The organism is Paraburkholderia sp. SECH2, assembly GCF_030464795.1.
Classification (GTDB): Bacteria; Pseudomonadota; Gammaproteobacteria; order Burkholderiales; family Burkholderiaceae; genus Paraburkholderia; species Paraburkholderia aspalathi.
Window position 1 is genome coordinate 1 of the sequence record NZ_JALPRH010000020.1, and the last position, 20,676, is coordinate 20,676.

Genomic DNA, 20,676 nt, shown 5'->3' on the forward strand with positions numbered 1-20,676 from the left:
CCGCACAGGGGCAACACTAATAGACCACTAACAAATCAAGGAAAGGCCAAAGCCCTAAGAACACAGACAACAAGCGCCGCGAAGGCAAAAAAACCTTAGCTTGGCTTAACAACAACAGTACAAGTAATCCCCGCAGCAAGCACAACCCCATCAGGCACAGAATCAATCCTCACCCGCACAGGCACACGCTGTGCAAGCCGAACCCAATTAAAAGTCGGATTAACATCAGCGAGCAGCTCACGGCTTTCCGGATTATCCCGATCATAGATCCCACGAGAGATGCTCTCGACATGCCCCTGCAGGGTACCCCCACTCATCAACCGAACTTCAGCCTTATCCCCAACACGCACATGAGGCAACTTAGTCTCTTCGAAGTAGCCATAAACCCAAAAAGAATGACTATCAACAATAGCCAACTTAGCTGACCCAGCAGTAGCATAATCCCCACGAAACACATTCAGGTTAGTGACATAACCGTCCACCGGCGCAACAACCCGAGTGCGTTCAAGATTCAGCTTAGCCGCATCAAGCGCAGCCAAAGCCTGCTGATAAGAAGCCTCAGCAGCCGAAGCAGTATGAGTCGCATTCTCGCGACTCTCTTTGGAGACAACCAAAGCATCCATATCAGCCCGCCGCTGCGCATCATCCCGCCGCATCTGCAACTCAGCCTTACGCGCAGCAACAGCAGCCTCAGCCTGCTCAACAGCAATCTGATAATGCGAAGGATCGACCTGCATCAACAGATCCCCCTTCTTAACCAGTTGATTGTCTTTAACAGGCAAATCCACAACAGCGCCAGAAACATCAGGCGCCACATTCACAATTTCAGCGCGCACGCGCCCATCACGTGTCCACGGTTCATCCATGTAATGAACCCACAACACGCGCCCAATCAAAATCGCGACAATAAAAATAACGGCTGTCGCGACGAAGCCCACAACATTTCGGATGGTCATGTTTCGACTCTGATCAACGATAAACGGCGAGACCCAGCACGCCGCACACACACACGAGCAAGCTGGCCCGGAACAAGGACGGATGCCACACCACGCGATACAGGCCCGTATAGGCGATCACGCGGTCCAGCACCCAGGTAAGCGCGGCGCCCGCGACAAACAGCAGCACAATGGCCGGCACGTAGGCGTCGAAAACGGCGATATCACGTGGCATGACGAACTCCTTCTGACGCGTCGGCACGTCCGCTCATCAGCGGTTCAAGCGGCGATTGCGGATCGAGCAGCGCGGTACGAATGAAATGCAGTTGACTCAGAATGCGTTGCAGCCGATGCCGATCCTCACGCGGCGGCGTGAAGGTGGCGAGCATCAGTTGGACTGCGGCAATCGCATCGGTGGTGGCGGCGAGCGCGCGGTCGAAGCGGTCCGCACGCGGTCGCTCGAACAGCGCGGTCACCGCATCGCGCATCGCACGCAATGTGACGCGCCACGGCATCGACTTCGCGTAGCGCGCGTCGCGGGGCAGCGCCGCCACTTCGCCGCGCAGGTCGATCATCGCGTTGCCCACTTCAAGCACCGCGAAGAGCCAGCGCAAGGTGTCGCGTTTGACCTCGGGTTCGTTCTGCGCGAGCGCGTTGATCTGGGACATCAGATCGCGTGCGCCGCTCTCGAAGCGTGAACGCACCCGGCGCATGCCCACGCGGCTCGCCAGCGCCACCTGACGGCGCAAGTCGATCAAGAGGCGGTTGCGCAGCCAGGGCGTCGAGGGCGGCAGCAGCACGGCAAAGGCCACCGCACACACCAGCATCGACAGCACCAGCGCAATCGCATCGTTAATGGTGCCGCTCGGGTCGTAGTGAATCAGGTTGTCCGGGCCGGCCAGGAAACAGAAGAAGATGCAGTAGCCGACGCCGTAGCCGGCCAGCGCGGGCCGCGTCGTCATGAATACGCCAAGCAGCAGGAACGGCGTGAGCGCGGCGCACAGCAGCGGAAAACCGTCGATGTGCGGATACACGCCGTACACCGCGATCATCCCCATCACTGAGGCGACCAGCGTGCCGGCGGCCATCTGGAACGCGGTGCGCTTCGGATCCGGCGACGCTGACGCCAGCGCGCAGACCGCCGCGGCGTCCAGCGTCAAGGTCGAGCCGCTCGGCCACGCGGTCGCGATCCAGAACGCGCCGAGCACCACCATGACGATGGCCGCGCGCAATCCGGCGACGCCCGCTGCAATTCCATTCGTCTTCGGTTCGTAACGCTCGATCCAGCGCTCGCGCTCGTGCGTGTCGACGGCAAGCGATGCATAGGTGGCCGCGTACGCGTGCAGATCGTCGATGAAGCGATACAGCAGTTCGGCGCCGGTGTCGAAGTCGAGCAGCGGTGCGTCCGGCTGCGTTTCCAGTGCTGCGCGTGTCTCGCGCACCCGCTTGGGCAGCTCTGCTTTGTACGCGTCGAGCTGCGCGGCGGCGTGGGCGGCATCCGTGGCGCTCAATACCGGTTCGCCGGATTTCGCGAGCAACGGGGCGATTTCCTTGAAGTACGGTTCGAACGCTTCGACCGCGACCATCGCGCCGCTAGTCTGCGAGTCGCGCAGCCGGTTCATCAACTGATGCAGTGCGTGAAAGCGCGTCGAGGCGGTCATGAACTCGCTGTTCAGACGCGCGAGACGCCCGCCGCGCATTCGTGAATCGGGACCTTCGAACACGGCGACACTGCGCGCGGCTTCGAAACCGACGATGTCGGCGACAAATCTCGCATTGGTCGCTTCGATCTGCGCGCGATCGTTGCGGCCGGCCAACGAGGCCGACACATACTCGACGAACGCCGAGAAACGCGCACGCACGGTGCTGCGCATCTGCAAGCCGGCGAACTGCGGAAACACGAGGCCGCTGACGGCACCCGCGCAGATGATGCCGACTACCACTTCAGCCACCCGCGTGAGCGCGCTGAGAAACGCGCCATCCGGATGCTGTGAAGCGGGAATGCCGATCAGTGCAGCGGTGTAGCCGGCCAGCACGAAACCGTACGACTTGAAGTTGCGATTACGCGCAGCGCCTGCAGTGCAGATGCCGACCCAGATCGCGGTGGTGACGATGAACAGTTCCGGCTGCTGCGCGAACAGGCCGATCAACGCGAGCATCACGACGAGGCCGACCAGCGTGCCGCAGATCCGGTAAAAGCTCTTGGCGAACACCATCCCGCTTTGCGGCTGCATCACGATGAACACGGTGGTCATCGCGGTGCGCGGCTGCGGCAGGTCGAGTTTCATCGCGATGCCGAGCGCGAGGAAGCAGGCGGCGAGCGCTTTGAACAGATAGACCCACGTGAGACCGTCGGTGCGGGCCCAGTCGGCGGCGGCTGAGTAGAGCGCGGCGAACGACGACGCGCGCGAGGGAGAAGGGGTCGCTGACATGGTCGGCTTCTTCACTCAGCCGCGCCGGCGTTGACGCTGGCGGAAGCGTGGTTCGTACTTGCCGCGGCATTATCCGCATGGCCGGCGGAGCCGGTTTGCGCCGGCGCGGCCGACGGTTTGGCCGCGGTGTTCGAACTGGCTGGCGCGGCGTTGCCCTTACCCTTCCCATGCGCCGGCAGCGTCTCGTTCGCCTGCGGACCATTGGCCGGTTCGTCGAGTCCGCCACCCAACGCCGTGACCAGCGACGCATGCGCGCCCAGCCGCTCGGCCTGAATCTTCGCGACGCCTTCCTGCGCGTGCAGCAACTGGCTTTGCGCGATCAGTACGTTCAGATAGTCGGTCAAGCCGCGCCGATAGCCTTCGCGGGCGAGGTCGTAGTTCTTACGCGCCGCTGCGACCGAACGGTCTGCGTCTTGCGCCTGGGTGGCGAGCGAACGGATCCGGATCACCTGATCGGAGATGTCCTTCAGCGCGCCGACGATCGACTGGTTATAGCGATCGACCGCCTCGTCGTACCCAGCCGACGCCGCGCCGAGCTGCGAGCGCAGACGGCCGCCGTCGAAGATCGGCAACGACAGCGCCGGACCCGCGCTCCAGCTATGCGATGGGTCCTTCAGGAACTGGAACAGCGGGCCCATTGCAGCATAGCCGCCGATCGACGCCAACAGGTTGATGTCCGGATAGAAGCTGGCCTTGGCGACGTCGATGCCGCGCGCTTGCGCCGCGACCGTCCAGCGCGCCGCAACCACGTCGGGCCGGTGGCCGATCAGATCCGCGGGCAGTGCGCTCGGCAGAGCGGCGGGCGAATTGTCGAGCGAGAGCGTCGGGCGCTGGATCGTATCGCCCGCGCCCGGACCCTTGCCGGCCAGCGCGGCCAATTGATTGCGGCCGAGCGCGATCTTTTCCTCGATCTCGTCGATCTGACGTTCGTATTCCGGCATCGGCGTTTCGGCTTGGCTCACTTCGAGCTGGGTGCCGATGCCGCCTTTCAGACGGCGGTTCGCCAGGTCGACGATCTGCTGCTGTTGCTGCAGCGTGGACTTGGCGATATCGAGCAGCGCGTAGTTCAGCGACAGCTCGATGTACGTGCGCACCACGTTGCCTTCCAGTTCGAGCTGGGCGGCGCGGAAGTCCGCCGCGCTTGCATGGGCGGCGTCGAGCGCGCTCTCGGCGGCGTTCTTGTCCTTGCCCCAGAGATCGAGGTTGTACGAGAGACCCAGCGTGCCGGTGTTGTTCCACGACTGCTGGCCTGCGAGCGGGCCCGGGCCGTAGTAGAGGTTGTCGGCCCATTTCTGACGCTGGATCGACAGGCTGCCGTTGACTTGCGGCGATAACGCCGAACGGGCGACACCCGCCATCGACATGGCCTCGCGCACGCGCGCCTGGGCGACAGCTAGACTCGGGTTGCTCGTCTGCGCGGCTTCGATCCACTCATTGAGCTGCGGGTCGTTATAGGCGCGCCACCAGTCGGCGGCAGGCCATTGGGCGTCCGCGTCGGCGGCCCGGATGGCGTTGCCCACGTCGAGCGAGGAGGGCTCCATTCCGCGATCCTGCGGCGCGATGCCTCCGGTACTGGCACAGCCGGCGATTGTTAATAGAATCGTAAGAACCGCGGCTGCGGCGACCCCTTTCTGTACCGGAGACTGCACGATTTCCTCCAAAATTGGCTATAGAAGCATGTGCGTCATTATATTTTTTGATTGATTGGGGAATAACCGGTAAAGATGCAAGGCATTTTTACGCGATATGAGATAATCGCCTTTGCGAATCGTGTAACAATCGCAGCGGATTACTAGGGAAAAGTATGGATACGCTTCAAAACATGCGCGTATTTGTCCGCGTCGTCGAAGCGGGCAGTTTCACGGGTGCCGCGCAACACCTCAACACGACCACGGCGTACGCGTCGCGTGCGGTTTCCGACCTGGAAGCGCACCTGCGCACGCGTCTGTTGAACCGCACCACGCGCCGTATCGCGCTGACCGAGGCGGGTGAGCGCTATCTGCAGCGCTGCGAGCAGATCCTCGCGTACGTGGACCAGGCGGAAGCGGAGGCCGGCGACGCCCACGCGCGCCCGTCCGGCAAGCTCAAGGTCCACGCGATGACAAGCTTCGGCCAGCACTACGTGGTGCCGGCGGTGGGCCGCTATCAGCAACGCTACCCGGATGTGAGCATCGAGCTGACGCTCGCGCAGCGCATGCCTGATCTTCTCGACGAAGGTTTTGACGTGTCGCTGACATTGGCAATCGGTCTGCCGGATTCGGGGCTCGTGTCGCAGCGACTGTGCAGCGCGTTCAGCATCGCGTGCGCGTCGCCGGCTTATCTGGAGCGGCACGGCGTGCCCGAAAAACCCTCAGACCTCGCGCACCACACGTGTCTGCAAATGGTGACGCCGATATTCCCGACCGACAAATGGATCTTCGACGGCCCGAACGGCGAAGAAACCATCAACCTCGGCCCGACCACTTTTCAGGTGAATGTCGCCGAAGCGATGGCGGTCGCGGTGAGCAGCGGCATGGGGGTCGGGCTGATTCCGATCTACTCGGCGATTAGCGGCCTGCGCAGCGGTGACCTCGTCTGGCTGTTGCCGGAATACACCTCGCAGGAAATGAATCTGTATGCGCTGTATCCGTCACGGCAGTATCTGGACGCGAAAATTCGCACCTGGGTCGAATTTTTGCGCGACGAACTGCCCGCCACGCTGGCCGTCGACCAGGAAGAGTTGCGCCAGTTCGCGCGCAGCTGAAGCGGCGCTACGCGAGCGGTTGACCATTGTTGACGGTTCCAGGCGGCGGTGGCGTGACAGACTGTTACATAAGTGCCGCGTCGCAACATTTCCTTACTTCTGCGCCGGGGTCGATTTGCTAACGTGTGGTTCATGCGCTGCCGGCATTCTGCCGGACGCGTTCAATTAGCCGCTGTTCGGCAAATCGCAAGATCCGCAACAATCGAAGGAAGAGGGATTCATGGATACGCATCTGATGATCGGCGTGGCCGTCATGCTGGGACTGATCGGAATCGCCGCATCGCGCGATCTGCTGCGCCGCCTGCGTGACCAGCAGCCGCAACTGGTGCCGATCAAGGTCGAGCGCCCTGATTTGCAAGGACAGCAGCGCGATTGTTGAAGCTGGCCGGTGCGCCAGGTTGCGGGGCGCGCGGCATTTGAGCTTGCTTTTGTACCTTTTCGGTGTGCCTTGCGCGTGCGTTGCCGCGCCGTTGCGGTCCGGCCGCCGATCAGTGTCGATCCGCGCTCCGCACGTTTAGTGCAGCGCTTCAATCAGGCCCGGCTCGTCATTGAGCGTGCGGTCTACCTCCGGGCTCACCCGGTGCCAGCGGAACCGTGCAGCGGGCAGGCAGGCGCTGCGAGCGAGCTGTTCGAGTTCGTCGAATTGCAGGGCCGGATCCAGCCATCTGCGCGCCGCCTCCGGCGCGAACACCAGCGGGCGTCGGCCGTGCACGTCGATCAGACCCTTGTCGGCGGTGGCCGTCACGATCACCAGTCCCATGCCTTCCGTTTGCAGTTCCGTGCCGCGTACGCTCGATAGCGCCGCGAGGTACATCGGCGCGTCGCTTTTCAGGTGCACGAAGTAGGGTTGGCGGACCGTCGCGTCGGCTTCCGCCGCGTTATCCCCGCGCGATGTTCCGGGCGCCGCTTCCATGCGCCATTCGAACCAGCCGTCCGCCGGCACCAATACCCGCCCGGTTTTCCACAGATCTTTGAAGTAGCGCGTATGCGGCGCGGTTTCGGCGCGCGCGTTGATGGTCTGCGGCAGATGCTGCTCGCGAGCCCAATCCGGGCAATAACCCCAGTGGATCGCGTGCAGCGTCTGGTCCGGGTAGATCGCGAGCGGGTGAGTGCCCGGCGCGAGGTTGTAGCCGGGGCGGCGGTCGGCGTCGTCGAATAGCATGAGCGGATCGGCGAGGCCGAGCTGCCGTGCGTACAGATGCGGATCGCGGTACTGGCTGATTCGACCACACATGAGCGACCTCCGGAGATGACCGGGCTGGCGGGTTTGGCCGAGTCGAAGACCCGAATCCCACGACAACAACAGCGTAGTGCGTGGCGCCTGGCCGCGCTACCCAGATCGGCCCCAAGCCGACGCTATATCTCGACGACTTTGTCCCACGCGAATTGAGGATTTTCCCACTGGCGGGTGCGCCGGTCGAAATAGCCGCGCGGATTGCAGACCACGCGCGTGCCGTTCACCGTGTAATCGAACGGCGTATGCGTATGTCCGTGAATCCACAGGGCAACGGGCGAGCGCACCAGTTCCGGCAAATGATTGACGAAACCGGCCGAGACGCGGTCTTCTGCGTAGCGCTCGGCCAGACTCAGCCGATGCGGCGCGTGATGGGTGACGACGATCGTCTTGCCGTCGAACGGTCGCGCCAGTTCGCCTTCGAGCCAGGCGCGCGCCCGCCGGTGCAGCGCGAGGGAATCGTCCGGGGTGAAGTCGCGCGGCGAGTCCTGCGTGTCGTGCGGCCAGTTCATCTGGATCAGGCCGCGGAAGTCGAGCATCACCCGGCGCGATGCGTCGATGGACTCGGCGAGCGTGTCAGGGTCCGCGCCGTATAACGCGAAGTCGGTCCATAAGGTGGTGCCGAGCACGCGCCAGCGGCCTTGCGGGTCGACCAGCGCGGCATTGTTCAGCACGTGCACGTTGTCGACCTGGGCCGCTGCGTCGTACAGCGCCGTGTCGAGCGCGCTGAATTCGCCGTCGTAGTACTCGTGATTGCCGGGCACGTAGACCACCGGCACGGCGCCGTCGAAAGTCTGCGCGGCCCAGCGCGGGCCGGCCGCGTGATTGTGGATGTCGCCGGCCAGCACGATCAGATCCGCTTCGGCATGCGGGACCAGTTCGGGCTCGTCGTTCTCCAGATGCAGATCGGACAACACTCGAATCTTCACGACAGCGACTCCTGCAATTAGCCTCGCACCAGACGGCGAAGGCTTCAAACCCTAGCGTAGCACCTTGCCCGGATTCATCAGGTTCAGCGGGTCCAGTGCGCGTTTGACGGCGCGCATCAATTGCACCTCGACGTCCTGTTTGTAGTGCATCGCCTCGTCGATCTTCAACTGGCCGAGGCCGTGTTCCGCACTGATGCTGCCGCGATGCCGGTGCACACTGTCGTACACGATCTGGTTGATCGGGCTTTGCCAGGTGTTAAGGAATGCCTTTGCGTCGACGCCCTCAGGCGCCTGCACGTTGTAGTGCAGATTGCCGTCGCCAAGATGCCCGAACGTGACCATGCGTACGCCCGGCACGGCTTGCGCGATTGCCGCGTCGGTTTCCTCGATGAAGTGGCCGATGCGCGAAATCGGTACCGCGATATCGTGCTTGATGTTCAGGCCTTCCTCAGCTTGCGCGAGCGGGATATGTTCGCGCAGATTCCAGAATGCCCGCGACTGCGCGAGGTTTTCCGCGACTACCGCGTCTTCGACCAGGCCGTCTTCGAGCGCGGTTTCCATCAGTCGCTCGAATAGTCCGCGCGCGTGTTCCTCGCTCTCGCTGTCCGACAGCTCCAACAGCACGACTTGCGCATGCGGTTCGGCGAACGGATAGCGCATCTGCTCGAAGTGCCGGCCCACTAGCCGCAGACAGAAATCCGACATCAGTTCGAAGCCGGTCAGCAGCGGCCCGGCGACGCGTTGCGTGAGCGAGAGGAAATCGAGCGCCGCATGCGGCGACGCGAGCGCGGCGAGGGCCGTGACGCGCGCGGCCGGCTGCGGATGCAGCTTGAGCACGGCGGCGGTGATGATGCCGAGCGTGCCTTCCGCGCCGATGAACAGATCGCGCAGGTCGTAACCGGTGTTGTCCTTGCGCAGTCCTCGCAGGCCCTCCCACAGTTCGCCTTGCGCGGTGACGACTTCGAGGCCCAGGCACAGCTCGCGCGTGTTCCCGTAGCGCAGTACGCCGGTGCCGCCCGCGTTGGTGGCGAGATTGCCTCCGATCGTGCAACTGCCTTCTGCGGCGAGGCTCAGGGGGAACAGGCGGCCGGCTTCTTCGGCGTGCTTCTGTACTTCGGCAAGGATGACGCCGGCTTCGACAGTGATCGTGTTGTTGTGCGGATCGATGTCACGTACGCGATTCAAACGCCGCAGGCTGATGACCGCCTGCGCACCGCTTGCATCCGGCGTGGCGCCGCCGGCCAGACCGGTGTTGCCGCCTTGCGGCACCAGCGCGATGCGATGCTCGACGGCGAGTTTGACGAGCGCCGCGACTTCGTCAGGCGTGGCCGGGCAGAGCACCGCGCAGGCCGCGCCGGTGTAGCGGCGGCGCCAGTCGGTGAGGTAGGGGGCGGTGTCGTGCGGATCGGTCAGTACCTGAGTGGCGCCGATGGCGTTGCGGCAAGCGGTGAGGAAAGCGGCTTGAGTCATGTTGGTCGGTCAGGATGTTCGGCGGCGGATAGATTACGCGGGAGGTGAGGCGAAAAGGGACGTAAAAAGCGACGCGAAAAGCGCTGTTCTCATCGTGTGCTTCCCTCGGCCTGGCCGCTGTTCTGCTGTGCGTTTTCTTGTGCGGCCTGCTTTGCCGCCAGCTTCGCTGCCCGTTTTGCCGCGCGCTTGAACGGCGCGACATAGGCGAGCGTGCAGACGAAGAAAACCACGGAGAGCGCGGTTTCGAGCCAGCCGAGGCGGGCGCTCAGGCCCCGGTCGCTCCAGCCGCGCACGATGCCCTCGGCAAAATACAGCAGGATCAGCATGGACGCCCATTGCAGCGTGTAAAGCCGGTGCCGCCACACGCCGGGCAGGGCGAGCAGCAGTGGCACGGCTTTGAGCACCAGCGCCGAGCCGCCCGGGCGCAGCGGCGCGAGCCACCATTCCCACGCGACTGACAAAACGATCAGCGCGAGCAAGGCGGCGGTGGCGCCGAAAGCGACGGCGCGTTTTTGCTGCACCGGCAGGGCGGCTGTATTCACGGCCGCTCGCTCATGGAGGCCGCCGTGCGGGCAACGCGGGCGCCGAGGGCAATCGCAAGCGTTTTTTCGTCGGCGGAGATGCCCTGTTCGGCCGTGCCCGCGCGTGCGAAGTGCGACGCGCCGTAGGGCGTGCCGCCGGTTTGCGTAGTGGAGAGCGCGCTCTCGGTGTACGGAATGCCGACGATCAGCATGCCGTGGTGCAGAAGCGGCAGCATCATGGATAGCAGCGTGGACTCCTGGCCGCCGTGCAAGCTGCCGGTGGACGTGAACACGCAGGCCGGTTTGCCGGACAACGCGCCAGAAAGCCACTGCGGCGTGGTGCCGTCGAGAAAATATTTCAGCGACGCCGCCATGTTGCCGAAGCGGGTGGGCGAACCGAGCGCGAGACCGGCGCATTCTTCGAGGTCGCGCAGTTCGACGTAGGGTGGCCCTTCAGCGGGAATGTCCGGCTGGGTTGCTTCGCAGACGGTGGAAACCGCCGGCACGGTGCGCACGCGCGCCTGCATGCCGGGGACGCTGTCGACGCCGTGCGCGATCGCCAGCGCAAGCTCGCGCGTGGCGCCGTGACGGCTGTAATAGAGCACGAGAATGTCTTTCATAGGCCTCATCGGTGAACGGGTATTATAGGGGCTGGGTCCGCTGCACAGGCCATCCATAGCCATTCGGCCAGGCCTCGGGCACGGTCCTGAAACACCGTTTTATGAAGCAAGGAGGTGGGTTTGTTGTCCAGGGTGCGTTTCGATCTCGACACGCTCAAACGGCTCGCGCAGTTTGCGGCGAAGCGCAGTAGCGAAGACCGCATTCCGCAGGTGGCCGGCAGCCTCACGTTCACCACCATGCTCTCGCTAGTGCCGCTCGCCACGGTCGCGTTTGCGCTGTTCACGGCGTTTCCGATTTTCAGCTCGTTTCAGATGTCGCTGCAGATTTTCCTCGCCGACCATCTGATGCCTGCGCAGCTCAACAGTCAGATTTTCGATTATCTGAATCAGTTCGCGTCGAAGGCCAAGGGCCTTACGACCATCGGCATGATTTTTCTGTTCGTCACCGCCGTGATGACGATGATGACCGTGGAATCCGCGTTCAACGTGATCTGGCGGGTGCGCAAGGCGCGGCCGATCGCGCAGCGCATCCTGGTCTACTGGGCGATCATTACGCTCGGCCCGATTCTGATTGGCGTGAGCCTGTCGATTTCTTCCTATCTGTTCACCCGGTCCATGGCGGTCACGGCTGTCCAGCATATTCCGTCGGTGATCGACTGGGCGCTGACCGGCGCCGCGCTGCCGTTGACGGCGCTCGCCTTCACGATGCTTTACGTATTTCTGCCGAACTGCCGGGTGGAGTGGCGCGACGCGGTGATCGGCGGGATTACTGCCGCGATCGCCTTCGAACTCGCCAAGCGCGGCTTTGGCTACTACGTACGCCGCATTCCCACCTACACCGCGGTGTACGGTGCGTTTGCCGCTGTGCCGTTATTCCTGCTGTGGATGTACCTGTGCTGGTTCATTGCGCTGGCCGGCGCGATGATCGCATCGGCGTTACCGGCAATCCGCATTGGCCAGTTTCACCGGCCGACTTTCGAGGGCAGCGATCTGTTCGATTCGCTTGAACTCCTCGCGCGGCTCTCGGAAGCACGCGATGCGGGTAAGCGCGGCTACACGATGCCGGAGATCTCGCGAATGCTTCGTCGCGACATGGATACCACGGTCAGGCTGCTGCTAAAACTCGAGGAGATCGAGTGGATCGCGCGCTTGCAGGACGACGACACGCGTCCGTACTTCCTGCTGCTGGCAAATCCCGCGCAGATCACCGTCGAGCGTCTGTTCGACCTGTTCGTGATCGATCGGGCGGAACTCGAATATCAGCTTGAACTGAACTCTACGCGCGTGGATGGCCAGACGCTTCTGGCGGCGCTGGAAAACGACAAGCTGAAAGTGACGCTCGCTGTGCTGCTGGCGGCGCGTGCTGCCGCGCGGGCAGCGCGCGCGCAGGAAAGTGAACAGGGTACTTCTTCAATGCCGCATCAGGCTGCATGAGCAGGCCGCCTGATGCGGCGGCAAACCTACAGCGAAATCTTCCCCACGCAGATGTCCTTGAACATCACCCAATCGCCCATCAGGCTATAAAACGGATGCCGGAAGGTAGCCGGCCGGTTCTTCTCGAAGAAGAAATGCCCGACCCAGGCAAAGCCGTATCCGCAGATCACGGCAGCCGGCAGCCATAGCCAGTCACCGGTGGCGAGCGCCATGGCGAGGCACCCGATCACGCCGAGCGACCCCACGAAATGCAGCCGCCGCGATACCGTGTTGCGATGCTCGCTCAGGTAGTACGGGTAGAACTCCGCGAAACTCGCGAAGTGATCGGTGTGCGCGGTTTGAGCCATCACGGCCTCCGAATGTCGACGCTACTCGATTCCGTGCCCGTCGCTCCCAGGTTGCTTCGCCGCGCGCGGGCATGCTCGGAACGCGCTCGAAACAGGACAGGCTTGGCCCATTGTGCGGCTATCGGACCATGCGCGCAACTAGGCCATTCGGCCGATGGCGCGTCTCCACGTGCCCGGCTATCGTGACGACTCGCAGCGACTATCGAACGCCGGTTGGAACCGCGCCTGCGGCTTTCGAGGCGAAGCTGAAAAGCGCGTCGAGCGTGGCATCCGGCTGTTCGGTCATCAAGGCATGGCCGGCCTCGAGCGTGACGGTGTCGACCGGTACGCCGGCCTGGGAGAGCGTGGCGGCGAGCGCTTTGGCCGCACGCGGCGGCGTCATCGCATCGCGTCGGCCCACGATCAGGCGCGTCGGGCAACGGACCTCGGTGGCGCGTGTGAGGCCGTCCGCGTAGCTATTGCAGGCCGTGAAGTCGGTGTGGAACAGCTGCGGCTCGCCACTCGCCGAGACACGCTCCATCAGCCGCTGGTTCATGCCGTGCAGCCAGAAGCCCGGGCCGGGGCACGACGGCTTGGCGGCGAGCGTCGAATGCGACCATTGATTGACCATGTCGATTGCATCGGGCTCGCGATGCAGGGCGGCGTCGAGCAAGGCGTCGGAGACAGCCATCGGCACGGCGGTGGCGAGCAGCGCGAGGTGCGTCGCGCGTTCCGGATAGCGGCCGGCGAAGTCGAGGGCGATCAGCGAGCCCATGCTGTGGCCGGCCACGAAGGCGCGTTGCACACCGGCGGCGTCGAGCAGGGCGGCCAGCCAGTCGGCCATTGCGGTCACGGTGGTGAGCGCCGGGCCGGCGCTGCGGCAGTGACCGGGTAGATCGACCGCCAGTACGCTGAAGCCGTGATGCGCGAAGTAACGCGTTTGCAATGCCCACACGCTATGGTCATGCTCGGCGCCGTGGATGAACACCGCAGTCGGCAGGCTGGGGTCGAAGGGTTTGCCGCCGGTGTACGCGTAGGCGGGCTTGCCTTGAACGGTGAGGATCATGCGGACTCCGGGCGGGGTTTGGCGGCATCGGCAGGCGAGGCGGAGGCGGATGGGTTGCCGGTTGCTGGAGCAGCGGATGAACTGGCGGGGTCGGTTTTTGCCGCGCTGGACGGACTGGATGTTCCACTCCCCGCGCTCGTCCCACTCGCCTTCTGCGCCGCTTTCAGCGCGCGCTTGAGGTCGTCGATCAGATCGTCGGGGTCTTCAAGGCCGATCGACAGGCGGATCGTGCCTTCGGCGATGCCGGCCGCGGCGAGCGCGGCGGCGTCCATGCGGAAGTGCGTCGTCGATGCCGGATGGATGACCAGCGAGCGTGCGTCGCCGACGTTCGCGAGATGCGAGAACAGCGAAAGCGCTTCGATGAAGCTGCGCCCGGCGGCGCGGTCGCCACGCAGATTGAAGCTGAACACCGCGCCCGCGCCGCGCGGCAGCAGACGCTTCGCGAGCGCATGGTCCGGATGCGTCGGCAGTTCCGGGTAGGCGACGGCTTCGACGGCAGGGTGTGCGCTCAGGAATTCGACCACCTTGCGCGTATTCGCGACATGCCGCTCCATGCGCAGCGGCAGCGTCTCGATGCCTTGCAGCAGTTGCCAGGCGGCCTGGGGATGCAGGCACGCGCCGAAGTCGCGCAAGCCCTCGCGGCGTGCTCGCAGAAGGAACGGTGCGACGGTGCTTTCCTCGGCGAACACCATGCCGTGAAAGCCCTCGTACGGCTCGGTGAATTCGGGGAAACGGCCGGAAGCGTTGAAATCGAACGTGCCGCCGTCCACTAGTACGCCGCCGATCGTGGTGCCGTGGCCGCCGAGGAATTTGGTCGCCGAGTGATAGACGAAGTCGGCGCCGTGCTCGAACGGCTTGAGCAGGTAGGGCGTCGTGAAGGTCGAATCGACCAGCAGCGGCACGCGGTGCTCATGCGCGAGTTGCGCCACCGCGGCGATATCGAGCACGTCGAGGCCCGGGTTGCCGAGCGTCTCGCCAAACAGCAGGCGTGTGTTCGGGCGCAGCGCGGCGCGCCATGCGTCGATGTCACCGGGTTTGACGAAGGTCGTCTCAATGCCGAAGCGCCGCAGCGTGTAGTGCAGCAGGTTATGCGAGCCGCCGTACAGCGCGCTGGAGGCGACGATATGGGAGCCGGCGCCCATTAACGTGGCGATCGCCAGATGTAGCGCGGCCTGGCCGCTGGCCGTACCGATCGCGCCCGCGCCGTTTTCCAGCGCGGCCACGCGCTCTTCGAAAACGGCCACGGTCGGATTCGAGATGCGCGAATAGACGTGGCCGGCGCGCTCCATATTGAAGAGCGCCGCGGCGTGGTCCGAGTCGCGGAACGAAAACGAGGTAGTCTGGTAAATAGGCGTGGCGCGCGCGCCGGTGGTGGGGTCGGGCGCGGCGCCGGCGTGCAGCGCAAGCGTATCGAAACGGTTGGCGGACATCCTGGGCGGCGAGGCCACGGACGGCCTCGCGAAAGGTGAAAGTGGCGGCCATCCTATCACCGGCATGGATCGCTTCAAGCGCGGTTTTCCCGCGGGTCGGACAATGTGGGCGCGCTGAACGGCGCCGGGCCGACCTTGCAAACGCCCGTTGCGCCTTGGTGGGCGGGCCGCTTTCCTTTTATGGACCTTTCCGCTAGGATCGAAAGTCATTCAGGCACTATCAGCCTAGCGGGTATCACGGAGACAGATTATGCGAGTCAGCGACATTCTTAAAGTCAAAGGCAACACCCTTTTCACGGTCACGCCGGATACCACGCTGCACGACGCAGTCAATACCATGGCCGAGCACGATATCGGCTCGCTGGTCGTGATGGAATACGGCGACCTCGTCGGCATGCTGACGTTTCGCGAAATTATCCTGACCTTGAGCAAGCACGGCGGCAGCCTCGGTACCTCCACGATCCGCAAGTTGATGGACGACCATCCGCTCACCTGTACGCCTGAAACGGACGTCAACGAGGTTCGCCGCATGATGCTCGAGCACCACGTGCGCTATTTGCCGGTGCTGGAAAGCCGCACGCTGATGGGCGTGATCTCGTTCTACGACGTCGCCAAGGCGGTGGTCGAAGAGCAGGGCTTCGAAAACCGCATGCTCAAGGCCTATATCCGCGACTGGCCGGAAGAACCGCAGGATCAACAACCGGCGCCGCGTTAACTCACGCGCGGTGGCTCACCGCGGCGCTCGCGCCGTTGCTGTGAGTATGAAAATGCGATCAAGGCGCGCGCGAAAGCGTGCGCTTTTTTTGTGTCCGGCCCTTTCCCCTTTGCTGCTCTATTAGCCTGTTCTCCGAACCTCATGAGCGATCGTCCGATACCTGCCGCCCGCCGTGCCGCCCGCTCCCACGAGACGCACGAGTCCCAGTTCCGCCTGCTGAGCCAGCGCCGCTTCGCGCCGTTTTTCTGGACCCAGTTTCTCGGCGCGATGAACGACAACGTCTTCAAGATCGGCTTCACGTCGCTCGTCACGTACCAGGCGGCGCGCTTTTCCGGCGTCGATCCGAAAACCGCGGCGTTCCTGATCTCGGCCATCTTCATTCTGCCGTTCGTGCTGCTGTCGGCCACCTCCGGCCAGATCGCGGACAAGTACGACAAGGCGATGCTCACGCGCTTCGTTAAGAGCTTCGAAATCGTCGTGATGCTGATCGGCGGCACGGGTTTCTGGATGCACAGCGCGCCCTTGCTGTATCTGTGCACGTTTCTGATGGGCGTCCATTCGACCGTATTCGGACCAGTCAAGTATTCGTATCTGCCGCAGCATCTGTCGAAGTCGGAACTGGTCGGCGGCAACGGCATGGTCGAGATGGGCACCTTCGTCGCGATTCTGATTGGGACGATTATCGGCGGCGTGGGTGCGGGTTTCGTCGAGCATGGCGCGGTGGTGCTGGCCTGCGCCTGTGTCGGGATTGCGCTGGTGGGGCGGCTGGTGTCGAACTTTGTGCCTGTCACAGCGGCGCCGCAGCCCGATCTGCGCGTCAACTGGAATCCGGTCAGTGAAACGTGGCGCAACCTGAAGCTCGCGCGCGAAAACAGGACCGTGTTTCTGAGCCTGCTGGGGATTTCCTGGCTGTGGTTCGTCGGCGCGACTTTTCTGTCTTCGTTTTTCAGTTTTGCGAAAAACGTGCTGTCCGCCGATCCGGACGTGGTGACCGTGCTGCTCGGCACGTTCTCGATCGGTATCGGCCTTGGTTCGCTGATGTGCGAAAAGCTCTCGAAGCGGCGCATCGAAATCGGCCTCGTGCCGCTCGGCTCGATCGGCATGAGCGTGTTCGCGATCGATCTGTTCTTCGCGAGCCATGCGTTGCCGGCCGCCGGGCATCTGTTGAGCGTCGGCGAATTTCTCGTGCGGCCTGCTCATTGGCGCGTACTGGCCGATCTGTTCCTGCTGGCCATGTTCGGCGGCTTCTATAGCGTGCCGCTCTATGCGCTGATCCAGAGCCGCAGCCAGCCGACCCACCGCGCGCGCATCATCGCCGCGAACAATATTCTGAATTCGCTGTTCATGATCGTCTCGGCGTTGATGGCGATGGGGCTGACCGCGGCGGGCTTCAGTATTCCGGCGATTTTCCTCGTCACCGCGCTGCTGAACATTGTCGTCGCGACATATATTTATTCGCTCGTGCCTGAGTTCTTGCTGCGCTTTATCGCCTGGGTGCTGGTGCATACGTTCTACCGGATTCGCCTCGTGCATGCCGAACGGATTCCGGAAGAGGGCGCGGCCGTGCTGGTGTGCAACCACGTGAGCTTCGTCGACGCGATCGTCATCATGGCCGAGAGTCCGCGGCCGATCCGCTTCGTGATGGACCATCAGATTTTCAAGTCGCCGTTCGCCGGCTGGGTGTTCCGCCATGCGAAGGCGATTCCGATCGCGCCCGCCCATCAGGATCCGGAGCTGCTGACGCGCGCCTATGAGCGCTGCGCAGAGGCGCTCGCCGAGGGCGATCTGGTCTGCATCTTCCCTGAAGGCAAATTGACGAAGACCGGCGAGATGAATCCGTTCCGCCATGGCGTGACTGAGATCATCCGCCGCACGCCGGCGCCGGTGATACCGATGGCGCTGCGTGGGCTGTGGGGGAGCGTGTTTTCGCGCGCCAACGACGCGCGCTGGCCGCGACCGATCCAGAAGGGCGTGATGAGCCGGCTGACGCTGGCGGTGGGTGAGCCGATCGATCCGGCCGAGGCGACGCCTGAGGTGCTGCAGCAGATCGTCACCGAGTTGCGCGGGGCGCGGAAGTAGGGCGGCCGGGACTTAGCCCCTGTAGGGCTGGCATAATGGTGCTTTCCCCGCATTTCTTTGGACGACGCCCATGTCCGGCAACACGCTCGGTACGCTTTTCACTGTCACGACCTTCGGCGAATCGCACGGCCCCGCTATCGGCTGCGTGATCGACGGCTGCCCGCCGGGTATGGCGCTTAGCGAAGCCGACATCCAGCTCGAACTTGACCGCCGCAAACCCGGCACGTCGCGCCATGTCACGCAGCGCCAGGAAGAAGACAAGGTCGAGATCCTGTCGGGCGTGTTCGAAGGCCAGACCACCGGCGCGCCGATCGCGTTGCTGATCCGCAATACAGACCAGCGCAGCAAAGACTACGGCAACATCGCCGACACCTTCCGTCCCGGTCACGCCGACTACACCTACTGGCAGAAATACGGCATTCGCGACTATCGCGGCGGCGGCCGTTCGTCGGCCCGTCTGACCGCACCTACGGTAGCGGCCGGTGCGGTTGCGAAGAAATGGCTGCGTGAAAAGTTCGGTGTTGAGATCCGCGGTTACATGGCGGCGCTCGGAGAAATCGACGTGCCGTTCGTCGACTGGTCGCATGTGCGTGAGAACCCGTTCTTCGTGCCGAATGCGGAGATCGTGCCGGAGCTGGAAACGTATATGGACGCCTTGCGTAAAGACGGCGACTCGATCGGCGCACGCATTAACGTCGTGGCTTCCGGCGTGCCGGTTGGGCTGGGCGAGCCGCTGTTCGACCGGCTCGACGCAGACATTGCGCACGCCATGATGGGCATCAATGCGGTGAAGGGCGTCGAAATCGGCGCGGGCTTCGCCAGCGTCGCGCAACGCGGTTCGGTCCACGGCGACGAATTGACGCCGGAAGGCTTCGTCGGCAATCACGCGGGTGGTGTGCTCGGCGGTATTTCGACCGGCCAGGACATCACGGTGTCGATCGCGATCAAGCCGACTTCGAGCATCCGTACGCCGCGCCGCTCGATCGACAAGGCGGGGCAGCCCGTTGTTGTCGAAACGTTCGGGCGTCACGACCCGTGCGTCGGCATCCGCGCCACGCCGATCGCCGAATCCATGCTCGCGCTGGTGCTGATCGACCATGCGTTGCGCCACCGTGCGCAATGCGGCGACGTCGCCGTCAGCACGCCGAAGATCGCGGCGAGCGCGCCGTAAAGGGCGCTTTCTGGGCGTCTTCGTAGTGCGCGTGGCCTCTCGTTTCAATGACCGATACGAACACCGAGCCGGCCGATAGCCAACTCGCGGACCTGCGCGCGCGTGCCACCGCGCCACACGCTGGCGCCGCGGACTGCCTTGCACTCGGACATTTCTTGCTGGAGCGCGCCGGCCGCGACAAGTCGCTTCGGCGCGAGGCGCTCGCGGCGCTGGTGCGCGCTTACCAGCTTGATCCCTCCTGCGAACCTACGCTCCTACACACCATCGCGCAGACGGCCTTCATCGTGCGCGACTGGTCGCTCGTCGACTCCGCCACGACGCTGTTGCTCGCGCAAAACGCCGAAGACGCCAACGCGCTGATCTGGCGTGCGGCGGCCGTGCAACAGCGCAATGACTTCGACATGGCCGAGCGGCTACTGCGCGAAGCGGTGCGCATCGTACCCGGCAACCCGGTGGCGCTTCACAAGCTCGCGTTATGCATCAAGGAGCAGGCGCGACTGGCGGAAGCGGAAGCATTGCTCAGGCAAGTGTTGGCTTTGTCGCCGGACAATATGCATGCGCTATTCGATCTGTCGGAACTTGAAATCCGGACGGGACGTTTCGCCGAAGGCTGGGCGCATTACGAATCACGCGTCGCGTTCGGCGACGATCTGAATAACGCGCAGCATGCGCTCGCTGCGATCAGTGCGCATTGGCAGGGCGAATCGCTGCAAGGCAAAACGCTGGTCGTCTACGGCGAGCAAGGTAACGGCGACTGCCTTTGGGCGGTGCGCTTTCTGCCGCTCCTGGCCGAGCGGGCGCGACGCGAAGGCGGCCGGGTGATTTTCGGTCACGACGGGCCGTTGCGGCATCTATTCGAACGGATGCTACCCGCTGACTTGCCGCTCGAAACGAGCTTTGAAACGCGGCCGGATTTCCATTGCGGGTTGATGAGCTTGCCGCTGCGGCTTGGCGTCTTCGATGCAACGGGGTGGGGTGCGCCGTATCTGAGCGCCGAGCCCGTGCGCGTGCAGGCATGGCGCGAGCGGGTTCATGCGCACACGGCCGGCAAGCCGGGCAATCGCAACGTCGGTTTAGTGTGGAACGGCAATCCTGAGCATATCCGCGATATGCGGAGATCAGTGCCTGTCGAGCAACTCGAGCCGCTATTGAGCTTGCCAGGCGTCACCTGGTTTGCGTTGTCGCCTGGGCGCAGCGAGACGGTCGCGCTGTGGCGCGTCAAGGGACTCGATGTTGTCGATCTGACCCACCATTTTCAGTCCGGATTCGACGATGTCGCTGCGTTGCTGACGAATCTGGATCTGGTCGTCACGATTGATAGCGGACCCGCTCATCTGGCGGGAGCGCTCGGCGTGCCGACGTGTTTGATGATCGATCATGTGTCGGCATGGTTCTGGGGCGACGAATCGGGCACCACGGCCTGGTACGATTCTATTGAGCTCTTTCGGCAGCCTGAGATTGGCGCGTGGGCGCCGGTGCTGGCTAAAGTGCGGGAGCGGATTGAAATGATGCGGTGAGTTTGAGCCTGTTTGCCAGCATGCCGTGCGCGGACAAACAAGCTCCGCGCACGG

19 protein-coding genes are annotated in these 20,676 nt (G+C 63.7%); 7 read left to right on the plus strand and 12 right to left on the minus strand.

Translation table 11 applies throughout. From position 1 onward, the window contains the following. Nucleotides 1–95: 95 nt before the first annotated feature. The 4 genes from M0D66_RS26875 to M0D66_RS26890 are packed head-to-tail and all read right to left on the minus strand — an operon-like array spanning nucleotide 96 to nucleotide 5,016. Nucleotides 96–956: an HlyD family secretion protein gene (locus tag M0D66_RS26875; RefSeq protein WP_256455373.1), complete on the minus strand. Its 861-nt coding sequence runs from the start codon at nucleotides 954–956 to the stop codon at nucleotides 96–98. A 13-nt stretch (nucleotides 957–969) separates the two neighbouring features. Then, complete coding sequence (locus M0D66_RS26880) at nucleotides 970–1,170, minus strand: DUF1656 domain-containing protein (protein WP_054042269.1); 201 nt, start codon at nucleotides 1,168–1,170, stop codon at nucleotides 970–972. Then, a complete protein-coding gene (locus M0D66_RS26885; protein WP_266212086.1) occupies nucleotides 1,160–3,367 on the minus strand; it encodes an FUSC family protein in 2,208 nt (735 codons plus the stop codon). The genes M0D66_RS26880 and M0D66_RS26885 overlap by 11 nt, the downstream gene beginning before the upstream one ends. An 11-nt stretch (nucleotides 3,368–3,378) precedes the next feature. After that, complete coding sequence (locus M0D66_RS26890; protein WP_266212087.1) at nucleotides 3,379–5,016, minus strand: efflux transporter outer membrane subunit; 1,638 nt, start codon at nucleotides 5,014–5,016, stop codon at nucleotides 3,379–3,381. 155 nt (nucleotides 5,017–5,171) lie between these two features. Between M0D66_RS26890 and M0D66_RS26895 the strand changes: the two genes are divergently transcribed. Together M0D66_RS26895 and M0D66_RS26900 are read left to right on the plus strand one after the other, a co-directional pair. After that, the gene (locus M0D66_RS26895) at nucleotides 5,172–6,110 is read left to right on the plus strand and encodes a LysR family transcriptional regulator (protein ID WP_093643346.1); all 939 of its coding nucleotides are present in this window, start codon (nucleotides 5,172–5,174) and stop codon (nucleotides 6,108–6,110) included. Between the two features lie 220 nt (nucleotides 6,111–6,330). Continuing rightward, nucleotides 6,331–6,489, plus strand: coding sequence for a hypothetical protein (locus M0D66_RS26900; protein ID WP_266212088.1), 159 nt, complete (start codon nucleotides 6,331–6,333; stop codon nucleotides 6,487–6,489). Nucleotides 6,490–6,624: 135 nt separating this feature from the next. On the opposite strand, the gene M0D66_RS26905 is transcribed toward M0D66_RS26900, so the two are convergent. The 5 genes from M0D66_RS26905 to wrbA form a co-directional block, all read right to left on the minus strand. Then, nucleotides 6,625–7,344, minus strand: coding sequence for an SOS response-associated peptidase (locus tag M0D66_RS26905; RefSeq protein WP_054042273.1), 720 nt, complete (start codon nucleotides 7,342–7,344; stop codon nucleotides 6,625–6,627). Between the two features lie 122 nt (nucleotides 7,345–7,466). Next, a complete protein-coding gene (locus tag M0D66_RS26910) occupies nucleotides 7,467–8,273 on the minus strand; it encodes a metallophosphoesterase (protein WP_054042275.1) in 807 nt (268 codons plus the stop codon). Between the two features lie 51 nt (nucleotides 8,274–8,324). After that, on the minus strand, nucleotides 8,325–9,743 hold the full coding sequence (locus M0D66_RS26915; RefSeq protein ID WP_266212089.1) for an FAD-binding oxidoreductase: 1,419 nt from the start codon (nucleotides 9,741–9,743) through the stop codon (nucleotides 8,325–8,327). Nucleotides 9,744–9,832: 89 nt separating this feature from the next. Beyond that, nucleotides 9,833–10,270: a DUF2069 domain-containing protein gene (locus M0D66_RS26920; RefSeq protein WP_266212141.1), complete on the minus strand. Its 438-nt coding sequence runs from the start codon at nucleotides 10,268–10,270 to the stop codon at nucleotides 9,833–9,835. 11 nt (nucleotides 10,271–10,281) lie between these two features. Next, entirely contained in the window at nucleotides 10,282–10,884 is a 603-nt protein-coding gene (gene wrbA, locus M0D66_RS26925; protein WP_115780521.1) for an NAD(P)H:quinone oxidoreductase, read from the minus strand. A gap of 120 nt (nucleotides 10,885–11,004) precedes the next feature. Here wrbA and M0D66_RS26930 point away from each other — a divergent pair, with 120 nt between their 5' ends. Continuing rightward, on the plus strand, nucleotides 11,005–12,318 hold the full coding sequence (locus M0D66_RS26930; protein ID WP_200651064.1) for a YihY family inner membrane protein: 1,314 nt from the start codon (nucleotides 11,005–11,007) through the stop codon (nucleotides 12,316–12,318). 26 nt (nucleotides 12,319–12,344) lie between these two features. On the opposite strand, the gene M0D66_RS26935 is transcribed toward M0D66_RS26930, so the two are convergent. The 3 genes from M0D66_RS26935 to M0D66_RS26945 all read right to left on the minus strand — a co-directional run bounded on the left by M0D66_RS26935 (nucleotide 12,345) and on the right by M0D66_RS26945 (nucleotide 15,140). Continuing rightward, nucleotides 12,345–12,665, minus strand: a complete 321-nt coding sequence (locus M0D66_RS26935; protein ID WP_093643326.1) for an Mpo1-like protein — start codon at nucleotides 12,663–12,665, stop codon at nucleotides 12,345–12,347. A gap of 199 nt (nucleotides 12,666–12,864) precedes the next feature. Beyond that, nucleotides 12,865–13,710 (minus strand): alpha/beta fold hydrolase, encoded by an 846-nt coding sequence (locus M0D66_RS26940; RefSeq protein ID WP_266212091.1) that lies wholly within the window; start codon nucleotides 13,708–13,710, stop codon nucleotides 12,865–12,867. Beyond that, nucleotides 13,707–15,140 carry an O-acetylhomoserine aminocarboxypropyltransferase gene (locus M0D66_RS26945; RefSeq protein ID WP_200618929.1) on the minus strand — a complete coding sequence of 478 codons (1,434 nt, stop codon included), beginning with the start codon at nucleotides 15,138–15,140 and terminating at the stop codon, nucleotides 13,707–13,709. The genes M0D66_RS26940 and M0D66_RS26945 overlap by 4 nt, the downstream gene beginning before the upstream one ends. Before the next feature lie 250 nt (nucleotides 15,141–15,390). Here M0D66_RS26945 and M0D66_RS26950 point away from each other — a divergent pair, with 250 nt between their 5' ends. From M0D66_RS26950 to M0D66_RS26965, 4 genes are all read left to right on the plus strand, one after another. Next, nucleotides 15,391–15,855: a CBS domain-containing protein gene (locus M0D66_RS26950; protein WP_054042287.1), complete on the plus strand. Its 465-nt coding sequence runs from the start codon at nucleotides 15,391–15,393 to the stop codon at nucleotides 15,853–15,855. A 141-nt stretch (nucleotides 15,856–15,996) separates the two neighbouring features. Continuing rightward, nucleotides 15,997–17,934: an MFS transporter gene (locus M0D66_RS26955; protein ID WP_093643317.1), complete on the plus strand. Its 1,938-nt coding sequence runs from the start codon at nucleotides 15,997–15,999 to the stop codon at nucleotides 17,932–17,934. A gap of 70 nt (nucleotides 17,935–18,004) precedes the next feature. Continuing rightward, entirely contained in the window at nucleotides 18,005–19,105 is a 1,101-nt protein-coding gene (gene aroC, locus M0D66_RS26960) for a chorismate synthase (protein ID WP_093643314.1), read from the plus strand. 47 nt (nucleotides 19,106–19,152) lie between these two features. Further along, on the plus strand, nucleotides 19,153–20,622 hold the full coding sequence (locus M0D66_RS26965) for a tetratricopeptide repeat protein (RefSeq protein WP_266212092.1): 1,470 nt from the start codon (nucleotides 19,153–19,155) through the stop codon (nucleotides 20,620–20,622). The last annotated feature ends 54 nt before the right edge of the window (nucleotides 20,623–20,676 follow it).

Coding starts and splice junctions, on each gene's coding strand:
- aroC (WP_093643314.1), top strand. CDS start 18,005: ATGTCCGGCAACACGCTCGGTACGCTTTTCACTGTCACGACCTTCGGC.
- M0D66_RS26945 (WP_200618929.1), bottom strand. CDS start 15,140: ATGTCCGCCAACCGTTTCGATACGCTTGCGCTGCACGCCGGCGCCGCG.
- wrbA (WP_115780521.1), bottom strand. CDS start 10,884: ATGAAAGACATTCTCGTGCTCTATTACAGCCGTCACGGCGCCACGCGC.
- M0D66_RS26895 (WP_093643346.1), top strand. CDS start 5,172: ATGGATACGCTTCAAAACATGCGCGTATTTGTCCGCGTCGTCGAAGCG.
- M0D66_RS26955 (WP_093643317.1), top strand. CDS start 15,997: ATGAGCGATCGTCCGATACCTGCCGCCCGCCGTGCCGCCCGCTCCCAC.
- M0D66_RS26915 (WP_266212089.1), bottom strand. CDS start 9,743: ATGACTCAAGCCGCTTTCCTCACCGCTTGCCGCAACGCCATCGGCGCC.
- M0D66_RS26880 (WP_054042269.1), bottom strand. CDS start 1,170: ATGCCACGTGATATCGCCGTTTTCGACGCCTACGTGCCGGCCATTGTG.
- M0D66_RS26940 (WP_266212091.1), bottom strand. CDS start 13,710: ATGATCCTCACCGTTCAAGGCAAGCCCGCCTACGCGTACACCGGCGGC.
- M0D66_RS26950 (WP_054042287.1), top strand. CDS start 15,391: ATGCGAGTCAGCGACATTCTTAAAGTCAAAGGCAACACCCTTTTCACG.
- M0D66_RS26935 (WP_093643326.1), bottom strand. CDS start 12,665: ATGGCTCAAACCGCGCACACCGATCACTTCGCGAGTTTCGCGGAGTTC.
- M0D66_RS26885 (WP_266212086.1), bottom strand. CDS start 3,367: ATGTCAGCGACCCCTTCTCCCTCGCGCGCGTCGTCGTTCGCCGCGCTC.
- M0D66_RS26965 (WP_266212092.1), top strand. CDS start 19,153: ATGACCGATACGAACACCGAGCCGGCCGATAGCCAACTCGCGGACCTG.
- M0D66_RS26900 (WP_266212088.1), top strand. CDS start 6,331: ATGGATACGCATCTGATGATCGGCGTGGCCGTCATGCTGGGACTGATC.
- M0D66_RS26905 (WP_054042273.1), bottom strand. CDS start 7,344: ATGTGTGGTCGAATCAGCCAGTACCGCGATCCGCATCTGTACGCACGG.
- M0D66_RS26875 (WP_256455373.1), bottom strand. CDS start 956: ATGACCATCCGAAATGTTGTGGGCTTCGTCGCGACAGCCGTTATTTTT.